This window comes from Methylobacterium sp. CM6257, from assembly GCF_054611515.1.
In genome coordinates, this window is sequence record NZ_CM137735.1 from 1,626,781 (window position 1) to 1,653,097 (window position 26,317).

The following is a 26,317-nucleotide window of genomic DNA, read 5'->3' on the forward strand; positions in this document are numbered from 1 at the left end:
TTATCTGGCGCAATCAGAGGATGCGTCCTGAGCTTACGCGTGCAACTCGGGAGCAGCCCCGCTGGAGGCGAGCGCGCCTTCAGCTATCAGCGCCGCCGGTATCTCTAGGTCAGACTCGGCGGTCGCTTGGGCTGCACCGCCGAGCTTGATCGGCGGCGCAGCCACTGCTGTCTCGGCCTGCGCCTCCATGAAGGCGACGATCTTCGGCACGATCTCGGCGCGGAAACGCGAGCCATTGAAGATGCCGTAGTGACCCGCCCCGATCTGAAGGTGGTAAGCCTTCCTGTCGGCCGGCAGATTGGGCGTCAGGTCGAGTGCGGCTCGGGTCTGGCCGAGACCGGTGATGTCGTCCTTCTCGCCCTCGATGGCCATCAGCGCACAGCGCCGGATCGCGCTGAGGTCCACGGGCCTGTCTCGGTGGCGCATCTCACCTCGGGGCAAGCGGTGCTCGATGAACACCGTCTCGACCGTCTGGAGGTAGTACTCGGCCGCAAGGTCCATCACGGCCAGGTACTCGTCGTAGAACTCCCGGTGCTTGGCGGCCGAGTCGCCGTCGCCCTGGACGAGGTGGTTGAACATGTCCCAGTGCGCCGTCTGGTGCCGGTCGAGGTTCATGCTGATGAAGCCGGCCAACTGGAGGAAGCCTGGATAGACCTCACGGCCGTGCCCCTGATGGGTCCACGGAACCGAGTGGATGCAGTGGCGCTCGAACCACGCGATGCTTCGCTCCTGCGGCAGCCTGTTCACCGCCGTGGGCGACCGGCGCGTGTCGATAGGACCGCCGACCAGCACGGCCGAGCGGGGGACCAGCGGGTGATCCTCGGCTTCCATGCGGGCGATGGCGGCCAGCACCGGCACGGAGGGCTGGCACACGGCCATCACGTGCAGGTCCGGTCCGAGCGCCTCGAACATCGCCATGCAGTAGTCGATGTAATCGTCAAGGTCGAAGCGTCCCGCCGAGAGCGGCACCTTCTTGGCGTCGGCCCAGTCGGTGATGAGCACCTGATGCGTGTCGAGGAAGGCCGCCACCGTGCCACGGAGCAGGGTCGCGTAATGGCCCGAGAGCGGGGCGACCAGCAGCAGCTTCGGCTTGGTGGAGGGCTCACCGAAGGCGATCACCCGGCAGAACGGGCGCTCCCAGACCACGCGTTCGGCGGCGGGCAGGTTGAAGGCCGGCTTGGGATAACAGCGCGTGGCGCGCTCGAACAACTCACAGGACGCGGCGACGGCCCGGCTGTTGGGCGCGTAGGAGAGCGGACTGAACGGGTTCTCGCAGGCGGTTCTGGCCATCTCTGCCGCCACCCGCATGGGCGAGAGCATCTGGTCGTAGGCATCACGCATCAGGTACAGCATACGGACGTGTCCTCCGGCAGCCTCACGACCGCTGACTTCCGAGGTGCCTAACGCTTCAGCATTATGATGCGTTGCGCGGGCCGGGATCGAGCGATTCGCCCGTGCAAACGGCAAAAAATTGCCGCTACAGCGCAGAATTGGCCATGTCATTTCCGGCTATGCACGGACGAATGAAGGGCTGTGGTGCCGGCAAGCAACAGAGGAAGGCGAGCCCTCAGGCGGCGACTCAGGACAGCGGTCCATCAGTCACACCGTCCATGCCCGCCATGAACCAATATCCCATCGAGATGTTCAGCAAGGGAGCGGGTGCTGGCTTGTTGGCGCGGTCCCGTGGGAAATGTTTGAAGGAGAAGCCCGTGAACACCACTCCGAATTTTGAGATACCCAGCGCAATGCGAGAGCTTGCCGAGAAGGGAATCAACCAAGCGCGTCAGGCATTCGACGGCTTCATCAGTGCAGCGCGTCAAACATTTGCGAATACTCAGAGCTCGGCTCAGACAGCGGAAACGAGCACACAGGACATGGCATCTCACAGCTTCCAAGCTGCCGAACAGAATGTGCGGGCGGCCCTGGACTTCGCGCAGAAGCTGACCCAGGCCAAGAGCCTACAGGAGGCGATGCAGCTTCAGGCTGAGTTTGCTCGCGGCCAACTTGCTGCCGTGCAGGCACAGGCGACCGAGCTTGGCGGCATCGCGCAGAGCGCGATGAAGCAAGGGTCAGAGCAGGCTATGAACGCCGCCCAGAGCGGTGCGGATCAGTCGCGCATGTCCATGGAAGAGGGCGACGGGATTGGGCGATAAGGCGGTTCGAACTGACGCTTCAGATTAAGCGCACCACCGGGAGCGGGACTCCAACGCGCGGTATTCGGGTACGGCCCCGGCCGCGTATTCGGAACCGTGGTTCAACGATCAGATCCATAGTGTGGTCGAGGTCCCGGCCGGCACGCCGCGCATGGAGCCTCAGATCGAAGGATGGCTGCCCGCGATTGAAGAAGGCCAAAGACTCGCTTCGCGCACTGCCTCCCGTTTCCGCGCGCTCGTCAGGCGTGCGGGTTCATCATGCCGAGCGCGCTCACATCGAGCAGCACCAAGAGGCCGAGACGTTGCTCCACCGCGACACTGCCGATGAGGAGTCGCAAGCTCGTCCGTGAGCGAGCTGTGCGTAGCCGCGGCAGAAAGCGGTCGCGGGTGAGCGCGGCCTGCCCGATCATGACCATGACGAGTATGATCTTGAGCGCGAGGACACGCACGAAGGTGTCGATGAAGTTCACCGTCCCGCCGAGCATGTACCACGTGTTGACCGCGCCCGTTGCGACCACGCCGCACACCGCGACTGTGCCGACGGTAGCGAACCGGCGTAGTGCCCGTTCAGGGGACTGGAGATCGGAACCGCCGCCATAAGCGGCGAGCACGACCAACCAAAGAGGCACCGATCCGCCGAGCCAAGGGGCGGCGCAGAGCGCGTGCAGCGCGAGGTTCACGGAGCCGAGCATGCCCCAGGCCACGGCATGCCCGCTCCAGCCCTCACTGATCAGCAGCACTGCCGCCGGCCGCGCGATCACAGGGCTCGGCGGGCGAACAAGGGCCGCCAGCAGCAGCAGGAGCGCTGCTCCGAGTGCCCCTGAAAGATCGGCCGCCCAAGCGTGGTCGGGAAAATATCATCGAGGTAGAAGTGTACCTGTCCGAGCACGCCAACGTGCCGTCCGCTCTGCCGGTTCGCCGGATCAGTGCCTCAAGGTCGAACTGCACCTTCTGCCCGACCCAGATCACGCCGGGATTGATCGTTCCGGTGGTGGGCAGGCGGGCGAATTTGTTGTTCGCGGGCGTCACGAACGTGGCCTCGACCAGCGGGATCAGGTGGTTCACGAAGTCGGGTAGATCGAGGTCAACGACGTTCGTTTTGAGGTAGGGCAGGCTGTGCTGGAGGGTGCCCCCCAGACGACGTTGCGCGGGTTGCGTTCGGTGTCGAAGGTGACCAGCCCGCTGTCCTGATCGATGCCGGTGAAGGTCACCGTGCGACCCGAACCGGGAATGGCGTACCCGACCTGCCCGGTGATGGCGAAGGGCCGGACCCAGGAGAGGGTGTCGGGCAGATCGCCCAAGCCTTTGCCGAACCAGATCGTGGGCGTGAACACGTTGAAGCTCTCGGCCCGGATGCGGGTGGCACCGGTCCCGCCCCACTCAACGCTCAAGCCTGCCGAGAGGATGAACTCGTGCTCGGGGTCGGTGATCGCCTGATACCTGAAGATGGTCTCAAGATTCTGCCAGCCGCTGCCGCCGGGGTGCAGATGCGTCCACGTCTCACCGAACGAGACGCCGAGGTACTCGGTGAATCGTTTCGAATAGTCGAACGAGAGATCGACCTCGCGGGCGCTGTCGCCATTTCTGAAGATGGCAAAGGTGGACAGAGAGAGCTCGTCTGCGACGAAGGGATCACCGACCGCGAGGGTGGCGGGGAAGAAGCGGTAGCCCACAATTCCGTGCGCCAGGGCAGGCGCGGCGCTGGTGAGCAAGTAGGAGGCTGGCGCCCCTCCAGCAAATGCGTCTGAGATGAGAAGCGCGGTCGATACCGCGAGCCTGTGCCGCGCAAGGAAGTCGCACAACAAGATTCGAGCGAAGGCGCTGTTGCCGGGCGGGCGCCCGGCGTGTTGCCGCGTCAGGCGCGACCGATGAGTTGTCGCACCGCGCGGTGCATCTCGAAGGCGCGTATCACTCCTTCACCAACTTGCATGTACTTTCGGAGAGTGGCTGGAACGCTTGCTCGCCAGGAATGGTCTTCAGGATCTTGTAGAAATCCCACGGCCCCTTCGATTCGGCTGGTGCTTTCACTTGTGCGAGGTACATGTCGTGCACCATGCGGCCGTCTTTGCGTAGCTTGGCGTTTCGAGCGAAGAAATCTTGGATCGGCAGCTCGCGCATCTTAGCCATGACCTGCAAGCCGTCGTCCGTGCCGGCGGCTTCAGCTGCCTTAAGGAAGTGAAGCACTGCCGAATAGTCTCCGGCTTGCACCATGGTCGGCATCCTGCCGCCCATCCGCTCGCCGAAGCGCCGCGCGAAGGCGCGGGTCTGCTCATCCATGTCCCAGTAGAAGCCCGTCGTCAGGATCATACCCTGAGCGGCTGGCAGTCCGACTGAATAGATGTCGGTCAGGAAGATATTGAGGCCGCCCAGTGTCTGCCCTCCCTGCAGGATCCCGAACTCGCTCGCCTGTTTGATAGTGTTGATCGTATCGGCGCCGGCGTTGGCCATGCCGATGATCTTCGCGCCGGAGGCTTGAGCCTGCAGCAGGTAGGACGAGAAGTCGGGATTGGGGAACGGGTGCTTGACCGACCCGAGCACCGTGCCGCCCTTGGCCTTGACGACGCGGGTGACCTGTGCCTCCAGATCATGTCCGAAGGTGTAATCGGCCGTGATGAAGAACCATGTGTTCTTCGGATCATCTGCCAGAGCCGAAGCTGTCCCGGCTGCGAGGGAGTAGGTGTCCCATGTCCAATGAGCGCCGGTCGGGGAACAGGCGGCGTTGGTCAGCGCCATGGAACCGGCACCGGAGTTGATGTCGATCTTCCCCTTGCTGCGCGCGACCTCGCGCACTGCTAGACCCGCGACTGAGGAGTTCGTATCGAAAATCGCGTCGACCCCCTCGGTATCGAACCAACGTCGCGCGATCGACGAAGCGATGTCCGCCTTGTTCTGGTGATCCGCAAAGATCAGCTCGACCTTTCGGCCATTGATCGGGCGGCCAAAGTCCTCCACCGCGAGCTGCGCAGCTGTCACGGATCCTCGACCAGCAAGGTCCGAATAGCCGCCGGACATATCGGTCAGAACGCCGATCTTGATGCCGCCATCAGCATATTGCGCGAATGCCGGCACGATGGTGAGGGAAGCGGCACTGAATGCAGCGGCCGCCGCCAAGGTACGATAACCCATCATATCCTCCCCTGTTTATTGCTCGTGAAGGACCTCTCTTCGCCGAAGAGATCGAGCAACGTTACCTTGTGGTGCAGAACAGCTGCGCGGTACATCAGATGCGCCGCGCGGCTCGAGATCGTGTGCGTCGGCAATGTGATCGACCAGTCCGCTTCGACAGGCCGTCATCTGCGCGGCGCTGCCACCGGTCGCCGCCGTTCCCGGCGAAAGCCGTTTTCTCCCTCAAAGATAGCTTCGGCCGTCGAGGTAGGCCTTGCGCCAGCGCCTGATCTCGACGCGCTCGAAGAGGCCCACTTTGTAGAACGGGTCCGCCTGGATGAGCGCCTCGGCCTCGGCACGGGTGTCGACATTGACGACGTACAGGCCGCCACCCGCGTCGCTTCCGTCATCGTTCAGCTTCGCGCCACAGGCCAGGAGCTGGCCCTTGATCCGGTCGAGGTAGACGAGATGCTCGGCACGATTGGCTCTGCGGATGTCCAGGCTGCCGGCCTTGTCGAACGTCTCGATCATGTAGGGCATGGGACTTTACTCGTCAGTTGGCTGCGATGGCGGATGGATGTTGCGCCAGAGGCGTGACGCTCACCGACATGTACGGGTAGAGCGGCAGCGAACTCAGGATGTCGTGAAGCTCATCGTTGCTGACAACGTCGAACACGCTGTAGTTGGCGTACTGCCCGGCGATGCGCCAAAGGTGGCGCCACTTGCCCTCGTGCTGCAGCTTCTGCGCGTAGGCCTTCTCCTCGGCCTTCAGGCGATCCGCCTCCTCCTTCGGCAGGGTGGTGGGGATGTCGACCTGCATGTGGACCATGTAGAGCATAACGTCGATCCTTTCCCGTCCAGATGCCTGAGTGCATCTGACCTGAGATGCGCTTCGGTGCACGTTGCCGAGTGAAGATGAGTCCGGACCGGGACGGCCGCGGAGCCGCCGAGGCCGACCCGGATCATCGTGCAACGACATAGCCTACGATACCGCTCAGCTTGAGCTTGAACAGGTCCGTGACTGGCAGGACGCGGAATGGCACGGCCGTCCCCCGCAGGCCGAACCCGGCGCCGAGCAGGCGCCGGCCCGCTCGGCGCGGCCATTTTGCAATGCGCACTTGATGAGCAGCACACCTCAGGCATCGGCGCGGATCAGGTCGGCAGCCTTCTCGGCAATCATGAACACCGCGGCCTGCGTATTCCCGGAGACGATGCGCGGCATGATCGAGGCGTCCGCCACGCGCAGGCCGGTCACCCCGCGCACGCGCAGGTTCGGATCAGTGACGGAACCGGGATCGCCACCCATGCGGCAGGTGCCGCAGATATGGTAGATCGTCTGGCCGTCGCGACGGGCGAAGTCGAGCCAGTCGGCATCCGTCCGGCAGTCCGGTCCCGGGTTGAGCTCGGCGCCGCGGAAGCGATCCATGGGCGCTTGCTCGACGATGGACCGGGCGATCTTCATCCCGTCGACCATCGCGCGTCGGTCCTCCTCCGTGGCGAGGAAGTTCGGGCGGATGGCCGGGGGCTTCAGCGGGTCAGGCGAGGCGGCGTGGATCGTGCCGCGCGATTCCGGCCGCAGTTGCGTGACGCCGATCGTCATGCCCGGCAGGCGGTCGAGCTTGCGCTCGGCGGCGTTGGCGTAGCTCGCGTGCATGAAGAAGTACTGCACGTCGGGCCCGTCGAGTCCCGGTCGCGTGCGCACGAAGCCATGGGCGAGGCCGGTCCCCAGCGACAGGATGCCTCGTCGGGTGGCGAAGTAGCGCGCCGCCGCGACGCCGAGGCGGAAACCGCGGGTCTGCTCGTTCAGCGTCACGGGCAGGTGCACGCGCCAGTTCATGCGCGTGCAGTAATGGTCCATGTAGTTGGCACCAACGCCCGGGAGCGCGCGCCGCACCGTTACGCCGAGCCCGGCGAGGATCGCCGGATCACCGAGGCCGGACAATTCCAGGATCTGCGGGGTCTGAGCCGCCCCGGCAGCGAGGATCACCTCCCCGCGGCAGCGGAAGAGCCGCTCGCGCCCGCCGACCTGCGCGGCTACGCCGCTCGCCCGATCCTGGTCGAAAGTCAGCCGCAAGACGTGCGCGTCTGTCACGACGGCGAGGTTCCCGCGTCCCAGCGCCGGCCTCAGGTAGGCGTCGGCGGCGCTGATCCGCCGCCCGCGCCGCTGGTTGACCTGATAATAGCCGAAGCCGTCCTGGCTCGCCGCGTTGTAGTCGGGATTGCGCGGATGTCCGGCCGCCTGCGCGGCGGCGATGAAGGCCTCCGCGATGGCCGGCCGCTCGGCGACTTCGGTGAGCGGCAGCGGGCCGCCGCGCGCGCGCAACGGGTCGGGCGGGCCGTCGTAATCCTCGAGCCTGCGGAAATAGGGCAGCACGTCCGCGAAGCCCCAGCCGCGGCAGCCGACCTGCGCCCAGGCATCGTAATCCTGCGGCTGCCCGCGGACGTAGATCATGCCGTTGATCAGCGTCGATCCGCCGAGGCCCTTCCCGCGCGGTACCGCGATCACCCGGCCGCCGGTCGCCTCCTCCGGTTCGGTCCGGAAGCGCCAATTGTAGGCTGGGTGCTGGAGCAGGCGGCTGAAGCCGGCCGGGACGGACACCCAGGGACTGCGTGCTCGTCCCCCCGCCTCGAGGACCAACACCCGGTGCGCCCCGGATTGGGTCAGCCGGTTGGCCAGGACGCAGCCCGCCGTCCCGCCGCCCACGATCACGTAGTCGAAGTCGCCCGCTTCGAGGGCGTCGGTGTCGATCCGTCCCAAGACCCGGCCTCAGAGTGCGCCCATGTGGCGGGCCATGAGTGCGATCTGGCGCTCCAGCATCGGCAGGCCCTTCTGGATGCGGCAGCCAGCCGCCAGCGCCGCGTCGAGCAGCGGCGTCGTCTCCGGATCCATGATCGCCTCGGCGACGAACTGGCCTGCGTGGAGGGCGGCGAGATCGAAGGGTGCGGCATCCTGCGGGCGCATGCCGAGGGACGTGCCGTTAACGAGCAGGTCATGATCCACCTGAACTCCTTCGGCGGCGACCGCGAGGGTGGGGTATGCGGCGCGCAGGCGCTCCACCAGCGCCCGGGCGCGCTCGGCGGTGCGGTTCAGGATCGTCAGGCGCGCGACGCCCGCCTCCGCCAGCGCGAAGGCGATGGCGCTCGCCGCACCGCCAGCACCCGCGAGCGCCGCACGCCGACCGTGGGGCTCCAGTCCCGAGGCGCGCAGCGCCTCGACGAAGCCGATGCCGTCCAGCATCGTGCCGACCATACGGCCGTCCGCCTCGCGCCGGACGCAGTTGACGGCCCCGATTTGCTCGGCCTCGCGGGTGAGCGCATCGCACAGGCCGGTCATCGTCGTCTTGTGCGGGACCGTGGCGATGAACCCGCCGAAATTGCGCAGGTGCCTGAGCCCGTCCATCACGGCGGCCAAGCCATCCGCGGTCACGTGCAGTGGGACGAGGACGCCGTCCACCCCATGACGGGCGAAGAGCCGACCCATCACCTCGGGCGCCTTCACGTGGTAGATCGGATCCGCCAGGATACCGTAGACCCGGGTTCGTCCGGTGATCCCCGCCACGGTGATCGCTACGTCCATGGCCGTCCTCTCCTCCATACCCCGTCCTGACCGGTCCCAGCTCACGTCATGTATAGGCCGCCGGCCACGTCAACGGTCTGGCCGGTGACGAAGCTGGCTTCGGCGGAGGTCAGGTAGAGGGCGAGGTCGGCGACCTCCTCGGGGGCGCCGAGACGAGCCATCGGCGTCAGGCGGACCTGTTCGTCGTTGACGGCGCTGCCCACCGCCCGGACCATCGGGGTCTCGATGCGGCCCGGGGCGATCGCGTTGACGCGGATGCCGAACGGGCCGAGTTCGGCCGCGAGGTGCTTGGTGAGGCCGATCAGCCCCGCCTTCGAGGCCGCGTAGTGACAGGCGACGATCGGCGAATAGGTCTTTCCCGCCACCGAGGACAGGTTGACGATCCAGCCGCGCCCGGCCGCGCACATCGCCGGCGTCAGCGCCCGAACGGTGTTGAATGCGCCCGTCAGATTGACCGCGACGACGCGGTTCCACTCGGCCGGATCCATCTCCCAGACGCGGTGGGCTGCTCCGTCGTGCTTAGGCGAGACGCCGGCATTGTTGACCACCGTGTCGAACGGTCCGCCCAGCGCGGCGGCCTCAGACAGTGCCGCCTCGGCCGCCGGGTAGTCGGCGACGTCGAACTTCATCGGCAGGGCGCGCCCGCCCGCGGCCTCGATAGCCGCGACCGTCGCCGCCACCTCGTCCGGGTTCACGTCGGCGACGCCGACCAGGGCCCCGCGCCGTCCGAACCCCTCCGCGATCGCCCGACCGATGCCGCGGCCGGCCCCCGTGACGAGGACGCGCCGGCCGGCGTGGCTCGGTCGGCGCGCGATCGCGTCTGGATTCGTCTCCCGCTCGGTCATCTCAGATCCCCAGGTAGCGCGCCAGACGTGATCGTTGTCGAGCAGCGCCTCGGAAAGGCGGTGAGGCCGAGCAATACGGTGCCCAGGAACACTGTCCAGAGCACCGAGGGGCCTTATCGACTTGGGCGCGCGGAACCGGTGGGATGCGCTGCTGGTCCGCCATGATTCACCGAGGCATGAGGGCTCACGCTTGGCCCTTCGGCTACGGCACAACGGCGACGAACGCACTTTTGTGCCTGGACCAACCAGCGAGAAGCGACAGAGTCCCTCACCTGCGTCAGGCAATCAGGAGTCTCGCCTTCGTCGAGCGTGCCTGTGGCGCCGCGAATGGCGCGTGCAACTCAGCGCGCAGTCGGCGACGAGAAGCTTGTTGCGGTTCTCATCCTCTGGCTATCCGACAGCCGCTGCCGCGCGGTGGCCCGTCCAGTCATGGCCGCCGACCCAACGGTGGGCGGGCGGCCCTGGTCCGTCGACGTTCACCGGCTTTCGGATAGTCGCTTGATACAGCCGTGACGGCTTTCCCGTACGGCAGTTCCCGGCCGAAAGCGACCTGACCGCTTCCGGCGCTTAAACCGCAGAAGCGGATGCTCGTCACGGCTCAAGTGTCGGCCCTGGAGCGAACCTGATCAATCCTTCCGTCTGGCACGATCCGCACCGAGGCCAAAACTGAACGTGGCCATTCAGTGTGCACGTACTCCGATTCGGATTAGGCAACTCCAACGTCTAGGTAATCGCCGGCTACCAAGTTCCCGGCCGGGAAAATTTAGAATTATACCAGTCTCAGGAGATTTTCGCCGTTGTAAATCTGAAACCTAGTACGCCTTCGTACATCTCGCGAACAATTCAGCCCTATAAGGCGCCTTCGCAGTAAGATCAATCATTAAATCGAATTCATGCAGACAAAACTGCCGAGATTGGAACTCGCCCGAACGCAAGTAGTTTTTTGTCTGTATCCTGAGCCGGACTGCGCTCAGGCAACGTTCAACATCCGTCCTAAAAATAATGGAGCGCACAATGCATCGCTTCGTAACGTCCATTGTGATGACTGGCGTCCTTTGCGCCGGCCCTGCATTTGCTGCTGGTGCCCAGACACCGAATCAGCCTGCTCAATCAAACCAGCAGTCGAGCGTCAACTCGGCGGGCCAGCAAAAATCCCTTCTTACCGCACAGAAGCTGAAGCAGGATCTTCAGAATGCCGGCTTTTCGGACGTGAGCGTTCTGAACGAGGCATTCGTCGTTAGAGCAAGATCAAAGAACGGCGATCCTGTCGTTATGACAATTGGCCCCTCAGGCTTCGATATGGTTGAGGCAGTTCATTCTGCCAATCCCTCTATGACAGGTTCGACTGGATCGAATGTCAGCAGGGCGGGCAACACAGGTTCGGCGAACACTACGAGTCATTGACCTTCTGAATCGGACCACGGCACTCGGCTGAGGAGGGATAGGCCAGGATGGCAAACGCCACCTGCGATATATGCAGGGTCCGGCCCGCAACCGTTCGCGCCCAGGTCGTCAGCGATGGTCGGCGCCGCACCATGGAGCTGTGCGATGTCGACTACCGCCGCCTCGCCCGCCAGCAGAGTCACTCCAGCTCTCCGCTGGAGAGTCTGTTTGGCGGCGGAAGCGGCAGCTTGTTCGACGACTTCTTCGGCGGCGACTTCTTCGGTCGGCGACCGTTCACCGGACGCGGCGGCGCTTGTATCGGAGAGGCCGACGAACGGGAGGACGACGGAACACCGATCCCCGTCCGCTCCGGCGGGGGTGGGTCGCGCGCTCGCCCGACCGGGGGCATTTCCGAGCGGCTCTCATCGCACGCGGAGGAACTCCTCCAGGCTGCCGCCCGGCGCGCCCATGATCTCAGCCGCCGCGAGGTCGACACCGAGCACCTCCTGTACGCGCTGGCCGACAGCGACATCGTGCGCACCATCTTCGGCCAGTTCAAGGTCGCGGCTGATGACCGGCGCAGACAGCTCGATGAGGCCGAGGGCAGCGCAGCGGGAGCGCAGAAGGATGAGAACGCGGGTCAGATCGGCGTCTCGCCGCGGGTGAAGGACGCCCTGTCGCGCGCCTATCAAGCCTCCCGCGATTTCGGCCACTCCTACGTCGGCCCGGAGCACCTGCTGATCGGCTTGGCTGAGGAGGGCGAGGGCATCGCCGCCGACGTGCTGCGCCGCTACGGACTGACCCCGCAGGCCATCCGCCAGCAGGTCACCAAAGTGGTGGGGCGCGGGGTGGAGGAGGGGCGTGTCAGCGCGCCTACCAACACGCCCAACCTCGACAAGTACGCGCGCGACCTCACCCTGCTCGCCCGTGACGGCAAGCTCGACCCGGTGATCGGCCGCGCCCGCGAGATCGAGACCACGGTCGAGGTGCTCGCCCGGCGCAAGAAGAACAATCCCGTCCTCATCGGCGAGCCCGGTGTGGGCAAGACCGCCATCGTGGAGGGGCTTGCCCAGCGCATGGCCGCCGGCGAGGTGCCGGAAAGCCTGCGCGACAAGCGTCTGGTCGAGCTCTCGATCAACTCCATGGTGGCAGGATCCAAGTACCGCGGCGAGTTCGAGGAGCGCGTGCAGGAGATCCTGAAGGAGGTCGAGGCCGCTCAGGACAGCCTGATCCTGTTCATCGACGAGATCCACACCATCGTGGGTGCTGGCCAGGGTGGCGGCGAGGGCGGCCTTGACATCGCCAATGTGTTCAAGCCCGCGCTCGCCCGAGGCGAGTTGAACCTGATCGGCGCGACCACGCTCAACGAGTACCAGAAGCATATCGAGACGGATGCGGCCCTGGAGCGGCGCTTCCAGCCCGTATTCGTGCCGGAGCCCACGGTGGCGCAGACCATCATGATCCTGCGCGGTTTGCGCGACACGCTGGAGGGCCACCACAAGGCCACCATCACGGACGAGGCGGTGATTGCCGCCGCCGAGCTGTCCGACCGCTACGTCACCTGACGCTTCCTGCCCGACAAGGCCATCGACCTGATCGACCAGGCGGCGGCGCGAATGAAGATCTCCGCGACCGCGCGGCCGGTCGATGTCCAAGAGCTCGAGGCGGAGGTGCGCCAGCTCAAGCGCGAGCAGGACTACGCGGCCTCGCGCAAGCAGTTCGACCGCGCGCAGTAGATCCAGGCGCAGCACGCGGCCAAGGATAAGGAGCTCGGCGAGGCGACCGAGCGATGGCGGCGCGAGCGCGGCTCCGGATCGGCCGAGGTCACCACCGAGCAGGTGGCACAGGTCGTCGCAAAGCTCACCGGCGTGCCGGTCAGCGAGCTGACCACGGAGGAGCGCCAGCGGTTGGTCGCGATGGAGGAGCGGCTGCACAAGCGCGTCATCGGCCAGGAAGAAGCGGTAAGGGCGGTGAGCGACGCTGTCCGGCTCGCGCGTGCGGGCTTGCGCGAGGGCCGGCGGCCGATCGCGACCTTCCTGTTCCTGGGTCCGACGGGTTTGGGCAAGACAGAGCTTGCCAAAGCTCTGGCCAAGACGGTGTTCGGCGATGAGGACGCGCTGATCCGGCTGGACATGTCCGAGTACATGGAGCGGCACGCCGTCTCGCGCCTGATCGGCGCGCCTCCGGGCTACGTTGGCTACGAGGAGGGTGGCCAGCTCACCGAGCGCGTGAGACGGCGGCCCTACGCGGTGGTGCTGCTCGACGAGATCGAGAAGGCGCACCCGGACGTTTACAACACGCTGCTGCGGGTGTTCGACGACGGCCGGCTGACAGACGGGAAGGGCCGGGTGGTGGACTTCACCAACACCGTGCTGATCGCGACGTCGAACCTCGGTGCCGACATCATCCAGCGCAACCTGCGCTTGCGGGGAACGGAATCCGAAGACCCGGTGCGGCTCAAGCGCGAGTTGATGGACGTGCTGCGGGGGCACTTCCGGCCGGAGTTCATCAACCGCATCGACGAGATCATCGTCTTCCACGCGTTGGGGCAGAGCGAGATCCGTTCGATCGTCGAGCTGCAGTTGCAGCGTGTCCGACGCACGGCACAGGGGCAGGGCGTCGAGCTCGTCACCGACCAGAGCCTCGTCGACCACCTTGCGGCGGCAGGGTTCCGTCCGGAGTTTGGTGCGCGCGAGTTGCGGCGCCTGATACGCACGGAGCTGGAGACGCAGCTTGCCCGCGCCATGTTGGCCGACGCGGTGCACGAGGGGGACCGTGTTCTGGCCCGCTGGGACAGCAGCCACCAGAAGGTGGCGCTGGAGCCGCAACCCGGTGCAGCCTGGACTTGCTTCGGTTTAGTGGAGAGCTGTTTGGTGGGCGATGCCCCTCTCGAATTGGGTGGGGCTGATGAAGCCGAGCGCCGAGTGACGGCGTCGGGGATTGTAGAAGCCATCGATGTAACGGGCCAGCGCGACGATGGCCTCGGCTCGCGTCTGGAACGCGGTGCGCCAGATCATCTCGCTCTTCAGTGTCTTGAAGAACGTCTCGACCATCGCGTTGTCATAGCAATTCCCCTTGCCGGACATCGAGATCACGATACCATTTCCTCGTAGTTCCGCCTGATACTCAGTCGAGCAATACTGACTGCCGCGGTCGGAATGATGCAGTAAACCTGGTCCTGGCTGCCGAACGACGAGCGCGCGTCGGAGTGCGGTCAGCGCGAGTTCCTTGTGAAGCCGGTCGCCCGTCGCCCAGCCTACGACCCGTCGGGAGTACAGGTCGAGGACCACCGCCAGGTACAGCCAACCCTCCCGCGTCCAGATGTAGGAGATGTCGCTTCCCCACTTCTGATCCGGCCCGGCCGCCGTGAAGTCCTGGTCGAGGTGGTTGGGCGCGATCGGGAAGGTGTGGCCGCTGTCCGTCGTGCGCCGGAAGCGGCGCGGCTGGCGGGCCTTGAGCCCGTTCTCCCGCATCAGCCGGGCCACGCGCCGACGGCCTGCCGCCAGGCCCTGCTCGCGTAGTTCGTGCGTCATGCGGGGGCTGCCATACGTCTCGTGCGAGAGCGTGAAGGCTGAACGGACATGGGCGAGCAGCACGAGATCCTCGCGCTGCCGCGTCGAGGCCGGACGGTTCTTCCAGGCAAAGTAGCCGCTCGGACTGACGTCGAGAACCTTGCACAGGCGCGCGACCGGGAAGTCCTTCTTCGCCGCATCGATGAGGCGGAACCTCACCGACTTCCCTCCTTGGCGAAAAAAGCCGTGGCCCGCTTCAGGATCTCCCGTTCCTGGCGGAGTACCTCGTTCTCGCGGCGCAGGCGCTTGAGCTCGGCGGCCATGTCCTCCTGACGGTCGGCTGGCGGCGCGTCCATCTCGCGATCACGCTGCCCGTCGATCCAGTTGCGCAGCGTCGAGAGCCCGACGCCGAGATCGGCGGCGACCGCGCGGCGGGACCGCCCGCTCGTCTGCGCCAATCGCACCGCCTCAGCACGAAACTCAGGGGTAAAGGTTTGCTTCCGGTCTGCCATCGGAACCCTCCTCCTTCAGGAAAAGAGCTCTCCACTTTTGCGGAGCAAGTCCAGCCGCGCCGGCGACCGAGGACAAGCCATCCACCAAGAAGCGCTCGCGTCAAAGCCGCAGCGGAAGCATGAGCAAGAAGGAGGGAATGGTTGCCGATGAGAGTGCCAGCAAATCTGATGAGGAGCCTGCTGCGGCAGCCGAGTAGCTTCAAGCCGCCACATAGTTCCTTTGAGCGATGATGGCTCCTCTGGCGACTGGCCGTTCACCTGCTTCCCACCTTTGGCACTATCTCGGAAGCCGCGGCCACGTATCTCTGCTTAGTTTTGCAGTTATCAAATTTTACACGGTAGGATAAAGTTCGTTTGGAGAGCACAATGCCCGAAGACACCAAGGTGGATATAAAAATTGAATTCCTCTCCAGCCCCCCGACGTTCAAAGGAGAACCCGATGGAAATAACCTAGAGATCAACGTCACAAACGGCTGCAAAATCGATGCATTGAACGGACGCGTCTCTACCCTGGCGGGTGAAGGCCAGGATGCGCAGGTTGTCGCATTCAGTTTCGTAAATGCTAGAGGAGGGTTCGATAGCAAAGACCTGCGCCTGACCGGCAAACTCCGAGGCATTCATGCAGAATTCGAACTCCTGAATGGGACCAGGGTCGAGGGCGATGTGAATGCCGACTCTGTTTCCAGTCGGGTCGTTAATGTCGCCCTCATCGAATAAGAGGCGGATTTCTGCCAGTGAGCGTCGCTGAGTCTGGTCCAAGTGGGCCAGGCGAGCGATGGACATCGGCCAGCTTTAACGGGTCTCCCACGGGATAGCCCAAGTCAGAAGCCAGTCAAGGTTGGCTCACCAACCCACAGGTCCGATGCACGGTTCCCCCACGTACGCCGATGATGGCGCTGACGTCGGGACAAGTGATGGCGCGTGCCTCGGTCCATCATCCAGCGCCCTGGAGCGACCATCCGCACGTTCGTTACGAGATCAGCCGGTGCAGCAAGCCTCACCGCGGGAAGGAGGGGCACCGCTGAGGCAGGGCTGGCGAGCGAGGCTACTCCGAAAACTGCAAAGAGAATTGTGGTGAGCATAGACCTGATCACGAATGAGCTTCCCTTCCCAAAAGAGCCGTGATTGAGCCGCAATTTTTGCGATCGCGTAAGCAACGCCTTCCACCGTCATGCTGTTTTTGCAGCGAAAGAAGGTCTCGGCAGTAGAACTACGCCTGCGTACACATTTTTACCTCGGGGAGTGGCCGCCTACGAAGTCAAAGATGGTGTGCACACTTTGCTGAACCTCCTGCCGGTCCGTGATCCTGCGTCCATGGGCGCGTAGCCAAGCAGGCTTGGCATGCTCTCCCCCTCCCGGTTGCCGCTGGCCAGGCCCGACGATGGCCGGCTTTGCGACTTTGGGGTCTAGGCAACGGCTGAAGGCTCAAAACTGCCCGTTCTCCCAAGCCGGGGCGCCCTCCAGGCTGGGCACCTCGGCTGCTCCGCCTCAACCACCTGCCGCTCTAGCCGCAGCTCGCGCGGCCTTCTCACGCGCGTGAGCTTCCGCCTCGTCAGCGGCTTCCCGAATGTCGTCCAGGCGCTCGGCTTTCGCGCGGGTCTCCAGGCGCTGACGCAATTCGTCGAGCTCTTCCTCGGTCAGGCTCTCAATGCCGATGAAGCGGTTCTGGGCGGCGCTCGACCGGATGAGCTCGTCGAGCTTGGCCTGGATAGCGGCTCCATCCCTGTTCTGCGAGTTCTGGATCAGGAACACCATCAGGAACGTCACGATGGTCGTGCCCGTGTTGATTACGAGCTGCCAGGTCTCCGAGTAGCCGAAGAACGGGCCGCTGACGGCCCAGCCGACGACGATAGCGGTTCCCAGCGCGAAGGCGAGGGGATGCCCGGCCCACTTGGCGACCTTGCTGGCAAAGCGGGTGAAGGCGCGGGAAGCGGACATGGGTGCAGCCTCACACGAGGATGCCGGCCTATGGCCGAGCTCGGGCTATGAAACGCCAATGTCCAGGGATCCGATCCTCAAGGATGATTTGATGGTGGCCTGAGGGCCTGCCGCCGATCGAAGCCGTCCTCGCATCGCCGACCCGAGATTCGTCCAAACAGCTCATCGCTATCGCGAGCTGGTCCCACTCAGCGCGCAGCGCCCGACGTGCCTACCCGCACGGGAGCACGTGACAGGCGCCGCCTCTCGAGCTCGATTCCCAGGCAGGCCACGGATCAAAGCTGGGTGTAAGTGCCTGACTGGCGAGGCATCGCCTTGCTCTTTTCCACTGCCTGGCCCGGACGAGAACGGAACGCGAACTGAGGCGTTCTCTGAGGCTGCTGGCGAGGACGATCAAGCGCAGATGGCCCGCTACCGCTTCCACTGCACCAACGGACTGGAGTGCGTGTTCGACGCTGTCGGTGACGACGTCCGCACGCCGGAACGCCTTTCACGCCCGGCTGAGCAGGTGGCGCAGAATGTCATGCGCAGTCTTCACGTCAGTGTAGGCTGGCCGAAGTGGCACGTCAGCGTACACAGTCTCAGTGGTCGACGCGTGCTGGTTCAGCCGTTCGTGCCAAAGGGGGGGTGAGCTGAACTAGGCCGCGTGACCTCTTCGGTGGCCGGAACAGCGCCCTTGAGCGCTTCTGGCGCTGATCCGAAGCACGGGCAGCACCGTGGCTGCGTCGGTGAAGCGGCCGCAGTCCTAAGGTGGCCTCGGGCCACTACGACGCGTGCCGGGCAGCATGCCCCGCAGCTGCAGCCGGCCCGCGGTGAGATCACGCGCAGCCGACTCACCCTGTTCAGGTGCAAGCAGCGGGTCACGCCAGCAAGCGCCTCGTGTTCGCAGCCGCGTGCTGACGATAGCGCGCCGCGAACACCTCGCGCGATCTGCCCATCGCAAGAGCACCAATTGCCTCAGTGGCAGCTCCGATCTTCCCGAACGCCGACTTCTGCATCCCTGCCTGAGCCTCTCGTCCGCCTCAAAAATTGCCGAAGAGGCGAAGCTCAGTGATGTTCCGAGCTTTGAAGAGCCCTGAGGCCTCGCCGCGCAATGGCCCTGTTCTCGGCGTGCTTCAATCTGCGCATCAACACTTCCACTCTGCCCCAGGGTGATCGACGGGAACGGGTCAGCGGGAGGGGTCTGGCCTGTCACCAACCGGAACCGGCGTGTGATCGTCGCCACGATCAGTGCGGCCTCGATCATCGCAAAGCGATGGGCGATGCAGATGCGTGGTCCGCCGCCGAAGGGCAGGTAGGCAAAGCGCGGTAGACGGCGTTCAAGACCGTCCTGCCAACGCTCGGGACGAAACTGCTCAGGCGCCTCGTAGTAGCGCGGGTGCCGGTTCAGGACTCAGGGCGACATGTAGAGCTGGGTTCCCGCCTGCACGGAAGAGCCCTTGATCACGCAATCCGCTCCTGCCTCGCGGCCGATGATCCAGAACGAGGCTCGTAGCGTGACGCCGCTGCTGTGACGGCGAGCCACGAGAGTGCCCCGGTTTAACGACGCGATTGAAGACCGACTGTCGTCAAGCTGACATAGAACAGCTACAACAACTTCCCTTTATTGATGGCCCAGCAAAACAAGATCCGCTCCGTACGCGCGACTCCGCAATCCTCAAGTCCTGATCTGAAACCTATGATCACCCTCCCACGTGCAGCCCGCCAGTCGGCTGACCGGGAGGCGACTAGATCTCAGGCGCTCCAGGGCTTATCAAAGGTGCACGAGCGCACCTCTGGCAATCAGAAGTGCATTTGGTTGCTGAGAGAGTTGCGTCATGATCAGCTCCACCGCTGACATGCCCCAGAACGCCGCTCCTGCACCGGTAGGTGGACCGGGCCTGTCAGAACTCCTCCGGACAGCGCTCGACGGTATCAGTGAGGCCGTCATCATTACCGGCCCTCAGCTTGAGCGGCCAGGCCCGGTCATCGAGCACGTCAATGTCGCCTTTACCCGCATGACCGGCTACAGCGCGGAGGAAGTCGTTGGCCAATCGCCACGCATCCTACAGGGACCGCTGACCGACAGGACGGTTCTCGATCATCTACGCTCCGCCCTCGAGACACGGGAGGCGTTCCAAGGCACGGCCATCAACTATCGCAAGGACGGCAGCACCTACACACTGCACTGGCACATCACGCCGCTGCGCAACGAGGCCGGTGCGTTGACCCACTGGATTGCCCTGCAACGCGAGGTCCGGCCGGGCGACCAGCCAGGTGAGTCTCCCACAGAGCGCGTTGCTCGGGTCCGCGAGATCATGGACCAAGCTCTTGCCGGGATAGGCCAGACAGTCGGTGCACCTGCGGACGTGAGCCGGCTCATGGAGCAATTGGATCAGACCTCTCGCGCGCTTCAGAAACAGGTACGCGCCACGCTTGCGCTGGTACGCTCGATAGCACGCCGCACTTCCGAGACCACCGAGGCCGCGGCAGATGATGCCGTGCACCTGGGCAACCGGATCGAAGCTCTTCAACGCCGGGAAGGTGCGGCGCGCCAGAGTTCGCGGTCTGGCATCGATCTGGAATGGCTCGTTGCCGACGAACTGCACGCCTTCGAGCTTGAGCGCGAGGACCGTGTGCGCATTTCCGGACCGCCGGTCACTCTTCTGCCGCAAGTAGCCGAAGTGTTTAGCCTGGCGGTACACGAGCTGACGGCGAACGCCGTGAAGTTTGGAGCCCTGTCGGAAAGCGGGGGATCGGTCGCGGTAAGATGGCGTGTTCAGTCCACCGCAAGCGCACCGTGGCTCGTATTCCGGTGGGCAGAGCGCGGGGGGCCTGTGCCGGCACCATTGCCGGCACACAAAGGTTTCGGCCTGCGACTGCTGGCGCAAATCCTTCCTACGGACGTTAACGGGCGCTCAAAATTGCGCTTTTTACCGGACGGACTTCTATGTCGAATAGATATACCCGCCTCCTCGCGCGCTATGGAGATTACCTGATCCATCACCCCTTGATGGAACCTTGTCGGCAAGCCCTATCACGGGACGGAGTTGCATCTGCGGCTGCCGCCGCAGACTGATAGGCGGGCACAAGATCAGACTTAGCGGACCGCGACACTCGAAAATTTCTGCGGCACATTGATGGTTCGCGATTCATCTTAGAACCAGGCAAGCGGATCGGCCGTTGACAGGGGCGCAGATCGCAAGGCCTGATCGGCACATGCTTTCAAGAGGCCGGGGCCGAGGAGAACGCTCATGCCCACGGAAGCAAAGAGAGCCAAGCTCGCGCAGAAAGCGCTCAACTTGTACCTGAACGAGCACGCGACGGAGCGGCGCTGGAGCTACCCTATGGCTGGATTGGATGTTGCTGAGTGCGACATCGTCGATCTCATGACCGACTCGCTGATCCTGGCTCGCCGGAACGGACACGATCCGTGCGCGGTATTGCGAACGCCGCAGGTTCACTTGAAGGCTGAAATAGGGGAGCGGTGCTGAGAGCAGGGCGATGGCCAACCCAAAACAGGCAGCCGATCCTGCTGGGCAAGCGCACTGCGAGCGCAGCTTCGATCCAAATCGCTAAATGCTTGTAGATGCACTTAAAGATCGCAGCCAATGTCCGTTTCCAGGTGTCGAGGAGGGAAGGGGGCTCCGATCAGTTCGCGTCGTAAATGAAAGACGCCAGCGCATTGCCGTGCGCGATCGTGCGCTCACCGGCATCCTTGGTCACGACTTGCCCTGGATAACAGTAACCGAGCATGCGCCGACTGGCATCCTCGACATAATCATCGAACATTAGAGCGAACTGCGTGCCGCGACGATTCTGGTAGCAACATGCACGTGCAAGTTGGCACTCAAGCCACACCTTCAAGTCACCGTGCTTTGCAGCTTCCGGACGATCTCCTTCTTGGTCTCCATCAGGTCCTTGATCTCTTCCTCCAGCCGTGCCACGCGCTCGATCGTCGAGCTGATGCGGTCGCCGGCGACGCCCGAGGTGTCGGTCATGTCGGTCATGCTCCCTCCTCGCGCCATCCAGCCCCAGCCTCGTGGATTGGGATAAGCGAGGCGTTAAGCGGACTCGGCCGCGCCGTGCGCCTCGTCTTCGCGAGCTTTCTCGTGTTGGCGTGCCCGGCCCAAGAGCCACAGGCGGTGTTCCGCAAACGGGACAGCGGCAACTACAGGCAAGACCGCGCAGCACCCCGCGCCCTGTTCCTCCTCGTCTCTGTGGGCTCATCGGGTGCACTGCCGCCAGCGTGTACATACGCATTCCAACGATCGGGCCTACGGTCGTAGAGTTCAGGATGTGGCTCTTCGTCGGCGCCTGCGCCCTGTCGGCCCTTGAGGTTGATCTCGGAGAGATTGTGATTCTCCCAGCAACGCCTCGAACGATCCCCCTCGACAAGGATCGAGAGCATCCCGTATGACGTTTTGGTCCTATCGGCGCGATTCGCGCCGCCGAGTGCGATGTTTTCAGGATTTCCACACACATGAAGCGCCGCAGCGCGCGACCGTTCACGGTCGAAGTCAAGCACACCCGTACATCCCGCGCCTCCCTGCACGAGGCCACCTCGCGGTCCCGCAAGGGCCACGAACTCTGGCGGGGCATACCGCTGGGCCCGAGTGATGAGCCTGTTGAGGTGAAGCCGGCAAGCCCTACACCGATGGTTCATCCAGAGCCTGTGCAGCCCAAGGCGCCGGCCCCTCGCGTACTGCCGAGCCTGGTACCGACATTTGCCATGCCGGTTGAACCCGAAGTTCCAACGGTTCGTGAGGGACCAGGACCGAAGCGCCTGCCGCGCGTCCGCCGCGTCAAATTGCCGGCCGAGCATGGGCAGAAACCAGCGGCTGGGACCACCGCCAGGCGTGGGCCTCGCGCCGAATCGGCCGTCCAGACGCAGGTCACACCCGCTGCTGCTCCCGCCTCGATCGCGAAGCCTCTCGTGGCTACTCAACCTGCTGCGGCGCAGGCGCGTACCGCACGGCGCTCGCAGCCAGCCGTAACACTGCGTGCTGGCGAGCGCTGGAAGCGGCGGCTTCCGCGGGTTCTCTGGTGACCTAGCGCTGCGTTGTCTGCCGCACGCCGATGATCACGACGGCTGACCTTTGCTTGCGTCTCGCCTCTGCGGTGCTCGTCGGCGGTCTGATCGGCATCAACCGTGAGGCGCGCGCCAAAGCTGTTGGCGTGCGCACCCTTGGGCTTGTCGGACTTGGCGCAGCCCTGGTCACGCTGTCCGGCTCCGGCTTCTCAGGTGAGATGGACGCCAATGCCAGCCGCGCCCTTCAGGGTCTGATCACCGGCATCGGGTTCCTGGGTGCCGGTGTGATCGTGAAGGGTCCGAGCGAAGAGCAGGTACACGGTCTGACCACGGCAGCGGCAACCTGGGTCGCGGCAGCGCTTGGCGTGGTCTGCGGGCTCGGTGCTTATCTCCCGCTGATGATCAGCCTCGTTCTTATGGCGACGCTGCTGCGATTAGGCGGCTACATCGACGACGCCGTGCATGGCTGGTGGCACAGGCCAGGTAAGACCGACGCCGACCATTGAGAAAGCTCCAGCTGATTGGGGTGCGCTGCAGTACAAATTGCGGTGCAATGCAGTCCTTCTGATACTCGCACAAAAGCTCTTTTCGCCGCATCCAAGCTGTGCAACAAAGGCGCGTCCGCATAAGGCTATGCGGGAGAGCCCAGACCGACGCGAGCCGGTCATGGCGTCGTGGAGCGACCGCCCCCGGAAGCTTCAAGGCACAATCCCGTAGAGTTGGACGATCTGGAGTGTGACGCAAGCACGCGTCCCGACGAGCCGAGCCGGCCAGCGCGCCCATTCGGCTCCCAGGCACCGCGACAGAGGGGGGCAGCCATGTGGTTGACGGGCCACAGGCCCGCTGTCGTGGAAGGTGCGGCATGTTTCCAGATGAGCGCGAATTTGGCCCCGCTGCATCTACGCAGAGCTGGAATTATGAACCCTCGCCTGCCGAGGTGTTCGAGCAGTTGACCGCACCGATCTACACCACGGACGCGGACGGCTGGCTGACCTACTACAACGATGCGGCAGCAAGGCTCTGGGGCTACAGACCCGTTCTGGGCGAGGCGCGCTGGTGCGGCGCCTGGCGCCTGTACGACCACGAGGGAGCAGACTTACCCCACGAGACCAGCCCGATGGCCGAGACCCTGCGCGGAGGCGAGGTCACTCGCGGGCAGCAGATCCTGTTAGAAAAGCCGGACGGCACCCGCGTTCCAGTCATGACTTATCCGGCTCCACTACGCGATGCCTCGGGCAAAGTCGTGGCCGGCTTCAGCGTCATTCTGCCGGTTTCATCAGCTCCGACAGCATCGCTATCGTCTGGTCATATTCCTGAGCGCCCGAGAGCTGTACCCCGTCATCGTAACGCTCTTCGGCCTCGGGAACGGATCATTGAGCCACTCCGGGTTGCTTGATCCAGGCCGCCTGCGTGGTACCTGGCCGCTGCTCGAAAGCGGCAGGACAGGTGCCGATGACGGCGGACATCGTGGAGCAGGATTGGCTGGTGACGCTGGTGACTCGCATTGTCATTGCCTACGTGTCGCACAATTACGTCCAAGCTGCCGAGCTGCCCGTGTTGCTGAGCGACGTGCATGCGGGCCTGCTCAGGCTCCGCATCGATTCGGCTGAGCCAAGCGATGAGCGGCCGAGGCTCACGGCAGCCGAGGTCCGCCGCTCGATCCGGCCTGAAGGGTTGGTCAGCTTCGAGGATGGCAAGGTGTACAAGACACTGCGCCGTCACCTGACGGTGCGCGGCCTCACCCCTGAGACGTATAGGGCGAAGTGGGGCTTGCCGCCCGACTACCCGATGACGGCAGCGGCCTACTCGGCGGCGCGCTCGCGGCTTGCGCTGGACCTCGGCTTTGGCCGGATCCGGTCGCTTCGCTCCGAGGCAGCAGAAGGTCGGGGCGTTGGAATTGTCCCGACGGACGCCCAGATAGCCACTGAGTTGCCTGAGCAGGCTGCTGGGTCAGACGAGTTCGACGAAGGCATCACGCGCGAACCCTTCGACGAGGATGGGGCTGCGCCTTGAGCTGCTGCCAATCGAGTGCCGTTTTCATCTCAAGCCGTCCGAAGGTGCCGTCCGGGGACGTTTGCCACACGCGTGGCTGCATCGAGCTGCGCTGATGCTGGGCCGCGTTGCGCGCTTACATGTCGGCGAGATCACAGCGCGCAGCTGAGGCGACCTCCTCGATGGCTCGGGGAGGGGGTGCGAGCAGCTCCGGTTCAGTGCGGCCGTGACCGAGGTGGCCTCGGCGCGGGGTTAAACTCGATGGAAGGTTGGCCGTCATGCCACAGGGTGGTCATCGCGGCCGCAACGGGCAGTAGCGATGTTCCTCAGCGTCTTCGATGTGTTTAAGCTTGGCATAGGCCCGTCCTCGTCGCACACGATGGGGCCGATGACGGCGGCGGCCGACTTTCTCGATCTCCTGCGGGCGGCTGACGCGAGAGGCACGGCCGCCGCGATCCGGGTGACACTGCACGGCTCGCTCGCCTTCACCGGAAAGGGGCACGCCACCGACCGCGCCGTCGCGCTCGGCCTCCTCGGCTACCGGCCCGCTAATATCGAGATCGACGAAGCCGAGCGTAGGCTTGAGGATCTGCGCGCATCCAAGCGCCTGACGACGCCGGGGCTCCCGGTTCTGGCCTTCGATCCCATAACCTCCGTCGTGTTTGACTACGGTCCGCCGCTGCCCGGACATGCCAACGGTTTGGTCTTCACCGCCCTGAACGCGGATCGCGAGCCGGTTCTGTCGGAGACCTACTACTCGATCGGGGGCGGCTTCATCGTCACCGCCGCACAACGCGACGCTGAACTGCCGCCGCCCTCCGAGGCCACGGACCCGCGGCTCTGGCCTTATCCCTTCGAGACGTCGGCGACCATGTTGCGAATGGCGCGCGAGAGCGGCTTGTCGATTGCTGCCATGAAGCGCGCAAACGAGGCCATCGGCCGTCCAGAAGCGGAAGTCGACGCCAGCCTCGCGCGTATCTGGCAAGCCATGGACGAGTGCGTCGAACGCGGGCTGTCACGGGCCGGTGAGCTGCCCGGTGGCCTTCGCGTCAAGCGCCGCGCCAAGCGCATTCGGGACCAGCTTGAACGCGAGCGCGGCTCGAACGCGGCGCAGCCCCACAGCGTGACGGATTGGTTGAGCGTGTACGCCATGGCCGTTAACGAGGAGAACGCGGCCGGAGGCAAGGTCGTGACAGCGCCGACCAACGGAGCTGCCGGCGTCGTGCCTGCGGTGATCCGATATTACCTGGACCATTGCATCGGTGCGGACCCGACCCGGGTGTCGGATTTCCTTTTGACGGCCGCCGCTGTGGGCGGGCTGATCAAGCACAACGCCTCGATCTCGGGTGCGGAGGCCGGCTGCCAAGGCGAGGTCGGCTCCGCCAGCGCGATGGCAGCGGCAGGGCTGTGCGCTGTGCTCGGCGGCACGCCCGCTCAGGTCGAGAACGCGGCCGAGATCGCGCTGGAGCATCACCTCGGGATGACCTGCGACCCGGTCGCCGGCCTGGTTCAGGTTCCCTGTATCGAGCGCAACGGCATCGGGGCGACGAAGGCGGTCGCGGCTGCATCACTGGCATTGCGCGGCGACGGCTCGCATTTCATGCCTCTCGACAACTGCATCGCGGCCATGCGGCAGACCGGCGAAGAGATGAGCGCCAAGTACAAGGAAACGAGCTTGGCCGGTCTTGCGGTGAACCTGCCTGAATGCTGACAATCAGTTCTGCGTGCGCCGCCGGAGACGTCCTGGGACTTCGAGTACATCGATATCGATTCCGAGGTAGTCGGTGGCACTGCCGGGAATTTGAAGTGTGGGCGAGATCGACAGTTAAAGCCACGGCGGCATAAATTTGGTAGCGAGGGAGGGATTTGAATCCCGGCACAAGGATGATGATCTGAGCGTGAGCACGGCTCGGTTATTGATTGGACAGGGGAGGCCGGGGCGCTGGGCTAGCAATGCGATACCGAGCAGTTTGGATGCCCTTCCTCCCCCCGCTCCAAACGCGCCAGGGGCTTGCTGTATCTTTTGCGAACCGGCGCGCCATACATCTGGAGGGAGAACGCATAGCGGTTGCAGCGAAGAGCGATCAGCTTGGTTCACAGGCCGGGAATGTACGAATCGACGACGGCGCTCTAACGTGATTTTTGCATGCTGCCGAATTCGAGCGGACCGAGGCATGAGACAAGCGACCTCTGATCCTCCTCCAAGCGATGGAAGCAGAGTTGTTCAATCGGCTCCAGAGCGGGCCCGGCTCTTCCGCAACCCTTTAACTGGTTCACGTCCTGGCGCTC

At 64.5% G+C, this 26,317-nt stretch carries 23 protein-coding genes and 3 pseudogenes; 12 read left to right on the forward strand and 14 right to left on the reverse strand.

What is annotated here, in order from left to right; translation table 11 throughout:
- Window positions 1-33: 33 nt before the first annotated feature.
- The gene (locus tag ACYCO6_RS07840) at window positions 34-1,353 is read right to left on the reverse strand and encodes a polyhydroxyalkanoate depolymerase (RefSeq protein ID WP_459770828.1); all 1,320 of its coding nucleotides are present in this window, start codon (window positions 1,351-1,353) and stop codon (window positions 34-36) included.
- 356 nt (window positions 1,354-1,709) lie between these two features.
- Here ACYCO6_RS07840 and ACYCO6_RS07845 point away from each other — a divergent pair, with 356 nt between their 5' ends.
- A complete protein-coding gene (locus tag ACYCO6_RS07845; protein ID WP_459770832.1) occupies window positions 1,710-2,153 on the forward strand; it encodes a phasin in 444 nt (147 codons plus the stop codon).
- A 239-nt stretch (window positions 2,154-2,392) separates the two neighbouring features.
- Here ACYCO6_RS07845 and ACYCO6_RS07850 read toward each other — a convergent pair whose 3' ends face one another.
- The 8 genes from ACYCO6_RS07850 to fabG form a co-directional block, all read right to left on the reverse strand.
- Window positions 2,393-2,914, reverse strand: coding sequence for a CopD family protein (locus tag ACYCO6_RS07850; RefSeq protein ID WP_459770834.1), 522 nt, complete (start codon window positions 2,912-2,914; stop codon window positions 2,393-2,395).
- Between the two features lie 300 nt (window positions 2,915-3,214).
- Window positions 3,215-3,865 carry a hypothetical protein gene (locus ACYCO6_RS07855; RefSeq protein ID WP_459770837.1) on the reverse strand — a complete coding sequence of 217 codons (651 nt, stop codon included), beginning with the start codon at window positions 3,863-3,865 and terminating at the stop codon, window positions 3,215-3,217.
- A gap of 196 nt (window positions 3,866-4,061) precedes the next feature.
- A complete protein-coding gene (locus ACYCO6_RS07860) occupies window positions 4,062-5,279 on the reverse strand; it encodes an ABC transporter substrate-binding protein (protein ID WP_459770839.1) in 1,218 nt (405 codons plus the stop codon).
- A gap of 222 nt (window positions 5,280-5,501) precedes the next feature.
- Entirely contained in the window at window positions 5,502-5,798 is a 297-nt protein-coding gene (locus ACYCO6_RS07865; protein ID WP_459770842.1) for a YciI family protein, read from the reverse strand.
- A 13-nt stretch (window positions 5,799-5,811) separates the two neighbouring features.
- The gene (gene catC / locus ACYCO6_RS07870; protein ID WP_459770844.1) at window positions 5,812-6,096 is read right to left on the reverse strand and encodes a muconolactone Delta-isomerase; all 285 of its coding nucleotides are present in this window, start codon (window positions 6,094-6,096) and stop codon (window positions 5,812-5,814) included.
- 297 nt (window positions 6,097-6,393) lie between these two features.
- Window positions 6,394-8,016 (reverse strand): GMC family oxidoreductase, encoded by a 1,623-nt coding sequence (locus ACYCO6_RS07875; protein ID WP_459770846.1) that lies wholly within the window; start codon window positions 8,014-8,016, stop codon window positions 6,394-6,396.
- 9 nt (window positions 8,017-8,025) lie between these two features.
- The gene (locus ACYCO6_RS07880; protein ID WP_459770848.1) at window positions 8,026-8,835 is read right to left on the reverse strand and encodes a shikimate dehydrogenase family protein; all 810 of its coding nucleotides are present in this window, start codon (window positions 8,833-8,835) and stop codon (window positions 8,026-8,028) included.
- Between the two features lie 41 nt (window positions 8,836-8,876).
- The gene (fabG, locus tag ACYCO6_RS07885) at window positions 8,877-9,680 is read right to left on the reverse strand and encodes a 3-oxoacyl-ACP reductase FabG (protein WP_459770850.1); all 804 of its coding nucleotides are present in this window, start codon (window positions 9,678-9,680) and stop codon (window positions 8,877-8,879) included.
- 1,014 nt (window positions 9,681-10,694) lie between these two features.
- Between fabG and ACYCO6_RS07890 the strand changes: the two genes are divergently transcribed.
- The 3 genes and pseudogenes from ACYCO6_RS07890 to ACYCO6_RS07900 all read left to right on the forward strand — a co-directional run.
- Entirely contained in the window at window positions 10,695-11,084 is a 390-nt protein-coding gene (locus ACYCO6_RS07890) for a hypothetical protein (protein ID WP_459770852.1), read from the forward strand.
- A gap of 131 nt (window positions 11,085-11,215) precedes the next feature.
- A pseudogene (locus tag ACYCO6_RS07895) lies at window positions 11,216-12,799 on the forward strand (Clp protease N-terminal domain-containing protein).
- A 180-nt stretch (window positions 12,800-12,979) separates the two neighbouring features.
- Window positions 12,980-13,831, forward strand: a pseudogene (locus tag ACYCO6_RS07900) (AAA family ATPase); the annotation flags it as partial.
- A gap of 87 nt (window positions 13,832-13,918) precedes the next feature.
- Here the strand turns inward: ACYCO6_RS07900 and ACYCO6_RS07905 are convergent.
- Window positions 13,919-15,087, reverse strand: a protein-coding gene (locus ACYCO6_RS07905) for an IS3 family transposase (protein ID WP_459770854.1) whose coding sequence is annotated in 2 segments (ribosomal slippage) — window positions 13,919-14,820 and window positions 14,820-15,087 — 1,170 coding nt in all. Because the reading frame shifts where the segments join, the coding sequence is not laid out codon by codon here.
- Window positions 15,088-15,453: 366 nt separating this feature from the next.
- On the opposite strand from ACYCO6_RS07905, the gene ACYCO6_RS07910 reads away from it, so the two are divergent.
- A complete protein-coding gene (locus ACYCO6_RS07910; RefSeq protein WP_459770856.1) occupies window positions 15,454-15,804 on the forward strand; it encodes a hypothetical protein in 351 nt (116 codons plus the stop codon).
- 771 nt (window positions 15,805-16,575) lie between these two features.
- On the opposite strand, the gene ACYCO6_RS07915 is transcribed toward ACYCO6_RS07910, so the two are convergent.
- A complete protein-coding gene (locus ACYCO6_RS07915) occupies window positions 16,576-17,025 on the reverse strand; it encodes a low affinity iron permease family protein (protein WP_459770858.1) in 450 nt (149 codons plus the stop codon).
- A gap of 403 nt (window positions 17,026-17,428) precedes the next feature.
- On the opposite strand from ACYCO6_RS07915, the gene ACYCO6_RS07920 reads away from it, so the two are divergent.
- Complete coding sequence (locus ACYCO6_RS07920; RefSeq protein WP_459770860.1) at window positions 17,429-17,656, forward strand: DUF6894 family protein; 228 nt, start codon at window positions 17,429-17,431, stop codon at window positions 17,654-17,656.
- 114 nt (window positions 17,657-17,770) lie between these two features.
- Here ACYCO6_RS07920 and ACYCO6_RS07925 read toward each other — a convergent pair whose 3' ends face one another.
- Window positions 17,771-18,415 (reverse strand): cytochrome P450, encoded by a 645-nt coding sequence (locus tag ACYCO6_RS07925; protein WP_459773475.1) that lies wholly within the window; start codon window positions 18,413-18,415, stop codon window positions 17,771-17,773.
- 427 nt (window positions 18,416-18,842) lie between these two features.
- Between ACYCO6_RS07925 and ACYCO6_RS07930 the strand changes: the two genes are divergently transcribed.
- Complete coding sequence (locus ACYCO6_RS07930; RefSeq protein WP_459770862.1) at window positions 18,843-20,003, forward strand: PAS domain-containing protein; 1,161 nt, start codon at window positions 18,843-18,845, stop codon at window positions 20,001-20,003.
- A gap of 255 nt (window positions 20,004-20,258) precedes the next feature.
- Entirely contained in the window at window positions 20,259-20,498 is a 240-nt protein-coding gene (locus tag ACYCO6_RS07935) for a hypothetical protein (protein WP_459770864.1), read from the forward strand.
- A 157-nt stretch (window positions 20,499-20,655) separates the two neighbouring features.
- Here the strand turns inward: ACYCO6_RS07935 and ACYCO6_RS07940 are convergent, their stop codons facing one another.
- The gene (locus tag ACYCO6_RS07940) at window positions 20,656-20,796 is read right to left on the reverse strand and encodes a hypothetical protein (RefSeq protein WP_459770866.1); all 141 of its coding nucleotides are present in this window, start codon (window positions 20,794-20,796) and stop codon (window positions 20,656-20,658) included.
- Window positions 20,797-20,879: 83 nt separating this feature from the next.
- Window positions 20,880-21,014: pseudogene (locus tag ACYCO6_RS07945) on the reverse strand (GapR family DNA-binding domain-containing protein); the annotation flags it as partial.
- A 1,069-nt stretch (window positions 21,015-22,083) separates the two neighbouring features.
- On the opposite strand from ACYCO6_RS07945, the gene ACYCO6_RS07950 reads away from it, so the two are divergent.
- The 4 genes from ACYCO6_RS07950 to ACYCO6_RS07965 all read left to right on the forward strand — a co-directional run bounded on the left by ACYCO6_RS07950 (window position 22,084) and on the right by ACYCO6_RS07965 (window position 25,739).
- The gene (locus tag ACYCO6_RS07950; protein WP_459770867.1) at window positions 22,084-22,542 is read left to right on the forward strand and encodes an MgtC/SapB family protein; all 459 of its coding nucleotides are present in this window, start codon (window positions 22,084-22,086) and stop codon (window positions 22,540-22,542) included.
- Window positions 22,543-22,898: 356 nt separating this feature from the next.
- Window positions 22,899-23,432 carry a PAS domain-containing protein gene (locus ACYCO6_RS07955; RefSeq protein WP_459770869.1) on the forward strand — a complete coding sequence of 178 codons (534 nt, stop codon included), beginning with the start codon at window positions 22,899-22,901 and terminating at the stop codon, window positions 23,430-23,432.
- 56 nt (window positions 23,433-23,488) lie between these two features.
- Window positions 23,489-24,049 carry a Ros/MucR family transcriptional regulator gene (locus tag ACYCO6_RS07960; RefSeq protein WP_459770870.1) on the forward strand — a complete coding sequence of 187 codons (561 nt, stop codon included), beginning with the start codon at window positions 23,489-23,491 and terminating at the stop codon, window positions 24,047-24,049.
- 298 nt (window positions 24,050-24,347) lie between these two features.
- Complete coding sequence (locus tag ACYCO6_RS07965) at window positions 24,348-25,739, forward strand: L-serine ammonia-lyase (RefSeq protein ID WP_459770872.1); 1,392 nt, start codon at window positions 24,348-24,350, stop codon at window positions 25,737-25,739.
- Window positions 25,740-26,317 lie beyond the last annotated feature (578 nt).

What these genes read in the sequence shown, in the direction of transcription:
- ACYCO6_RS07840 (WP_459770828.1), bottom strand. Translation starts at nt 1,353, where the DNA reads ATGCTGTACCTGATGCGTGATGCCTACGACCAGATGCTCTCGCCCATG.
- ACYCO6_RS07860 (WP_459770839.1), bottom strand. Translation starts at nt 5,279, where the DNA reads ATGGGTTATCGTACCTTGGCGGCGGCCGCTGCATTCAGTGCCGCTTCC.
- ACYCO6_RS07865 (WP_459770842.1), bottom strand. Translation starts at nt 5,798, where the DNA reads ATGCCCTACATGATCGAGACGTTCGACAAGGCCGGCAGCCTGGACATC.
- catC (WP_459770844.1), bottom strand. Translation starts at nt 6,096, where the DNA reads ATGCTCTACATGGTCCACATGCAGGTCGACATCCCCACCACCCTGCCG.
- ACYCO6_RS07880 (WP_459770848.1), bottom strand. Translation starts at nt 8,835, where the DNA reads ATGGACGTAGCGATCACCGTGGCGGGGATCACCGGACGAACCCGGGTC.
- fabG (WP_459770850.1), bottom strand. Translation starts at nt 9,680, where the DNA reads ATGACCGAGCGGGAGACGAATCCAGACGCGATCGCGCGCCGACCGAGC.
- ACYCO6_RS07890 (WP_459770852.1), top strand. Translation starts at nt 10,695, where the DNA reads ATGCATCGCTTCGTAACGTCCATTGTGATGACTGGCGTCCTTTGCGCC.
- ACYCO6_RS07910 (WP_459770856.1), top strand. Translation starts at nt 15,454, where the DNA reads ATGCCCGAAGACACCAAGGTGGATATAAAAATTGAATTCCTCTCCAGC.
- ACYCO6_RS07915 (WP_459770858.1), bottom strand. Translation starts at nt 17,025, where the DNA reads ATGTCCGCTTCCCGCGCCTTCACCCGCTTTGCCAGCAAGGTCGCCAAG.
- ACYCO6_RS07920 (WP_459770860.1), top strand. Translation starts at nt 17,429, where the DNA reads ATGGCCCGCTACCGCTTCCACTGCACCAACGGACTGGAGTGCGTGTTC.
- ACYCO6_RS07930 (WP_459770862.1), top strand. Translation starts at nt 18,843, where the DNA reads ATGATCAGCTCCACCGCTGACATGCCCCAGAACGCCGCTCCTGCACCG.
- ACYCO6_RS07935 (WP_459770864.1), top strand. Translation starts at nt 20,259, where the DNA reads ATGCCCACGGAAGCAAAGAGAGCCAAGCTCGCGCAGAAAGCGCTCAAC.
- ACYCO6_RS07940 (WP_459770866.1), bottom strand. Translation starts at nt 20,796, where the DNA reads ATGTTCGATGATTATGTCGAGGATGCCAGTCGGCGCATGCTCGGTTAC.
- ACYCO6_RS07950 (WP_459770867.1), top strand. Translation starts at nt 22,084, where the DNA reads ATGATCACGACGGCTGACCTTTGCTTGCGTCTCGCCTCTGCGGTGCTC.
- ACYCO6_RS07955 (WP_459770869.1), top strand. Translation starts at nt 22,899, where the DNA reads ATGTTTCCAGATGAGCGCGAATTTGGCCCCGCTGCATCTACGCAGAGC.
- ACYCO6_RS07960 (WP_459770870.1), top strand. Translation starts at nt 23,489, where the DNA reads ATGACGGCGGACATCGTGGAGCAGGATTGGCTGGTGACGCTGGTGACT.
- ACYCO6_RS07965 (WP_459770872.1), top strand. Translation starts at nt 24,348, where the DNA reads ATGTTCCTCAGCGTCTTCGATGTGTTTAAGCTTGGCATAGGCCCGTCC.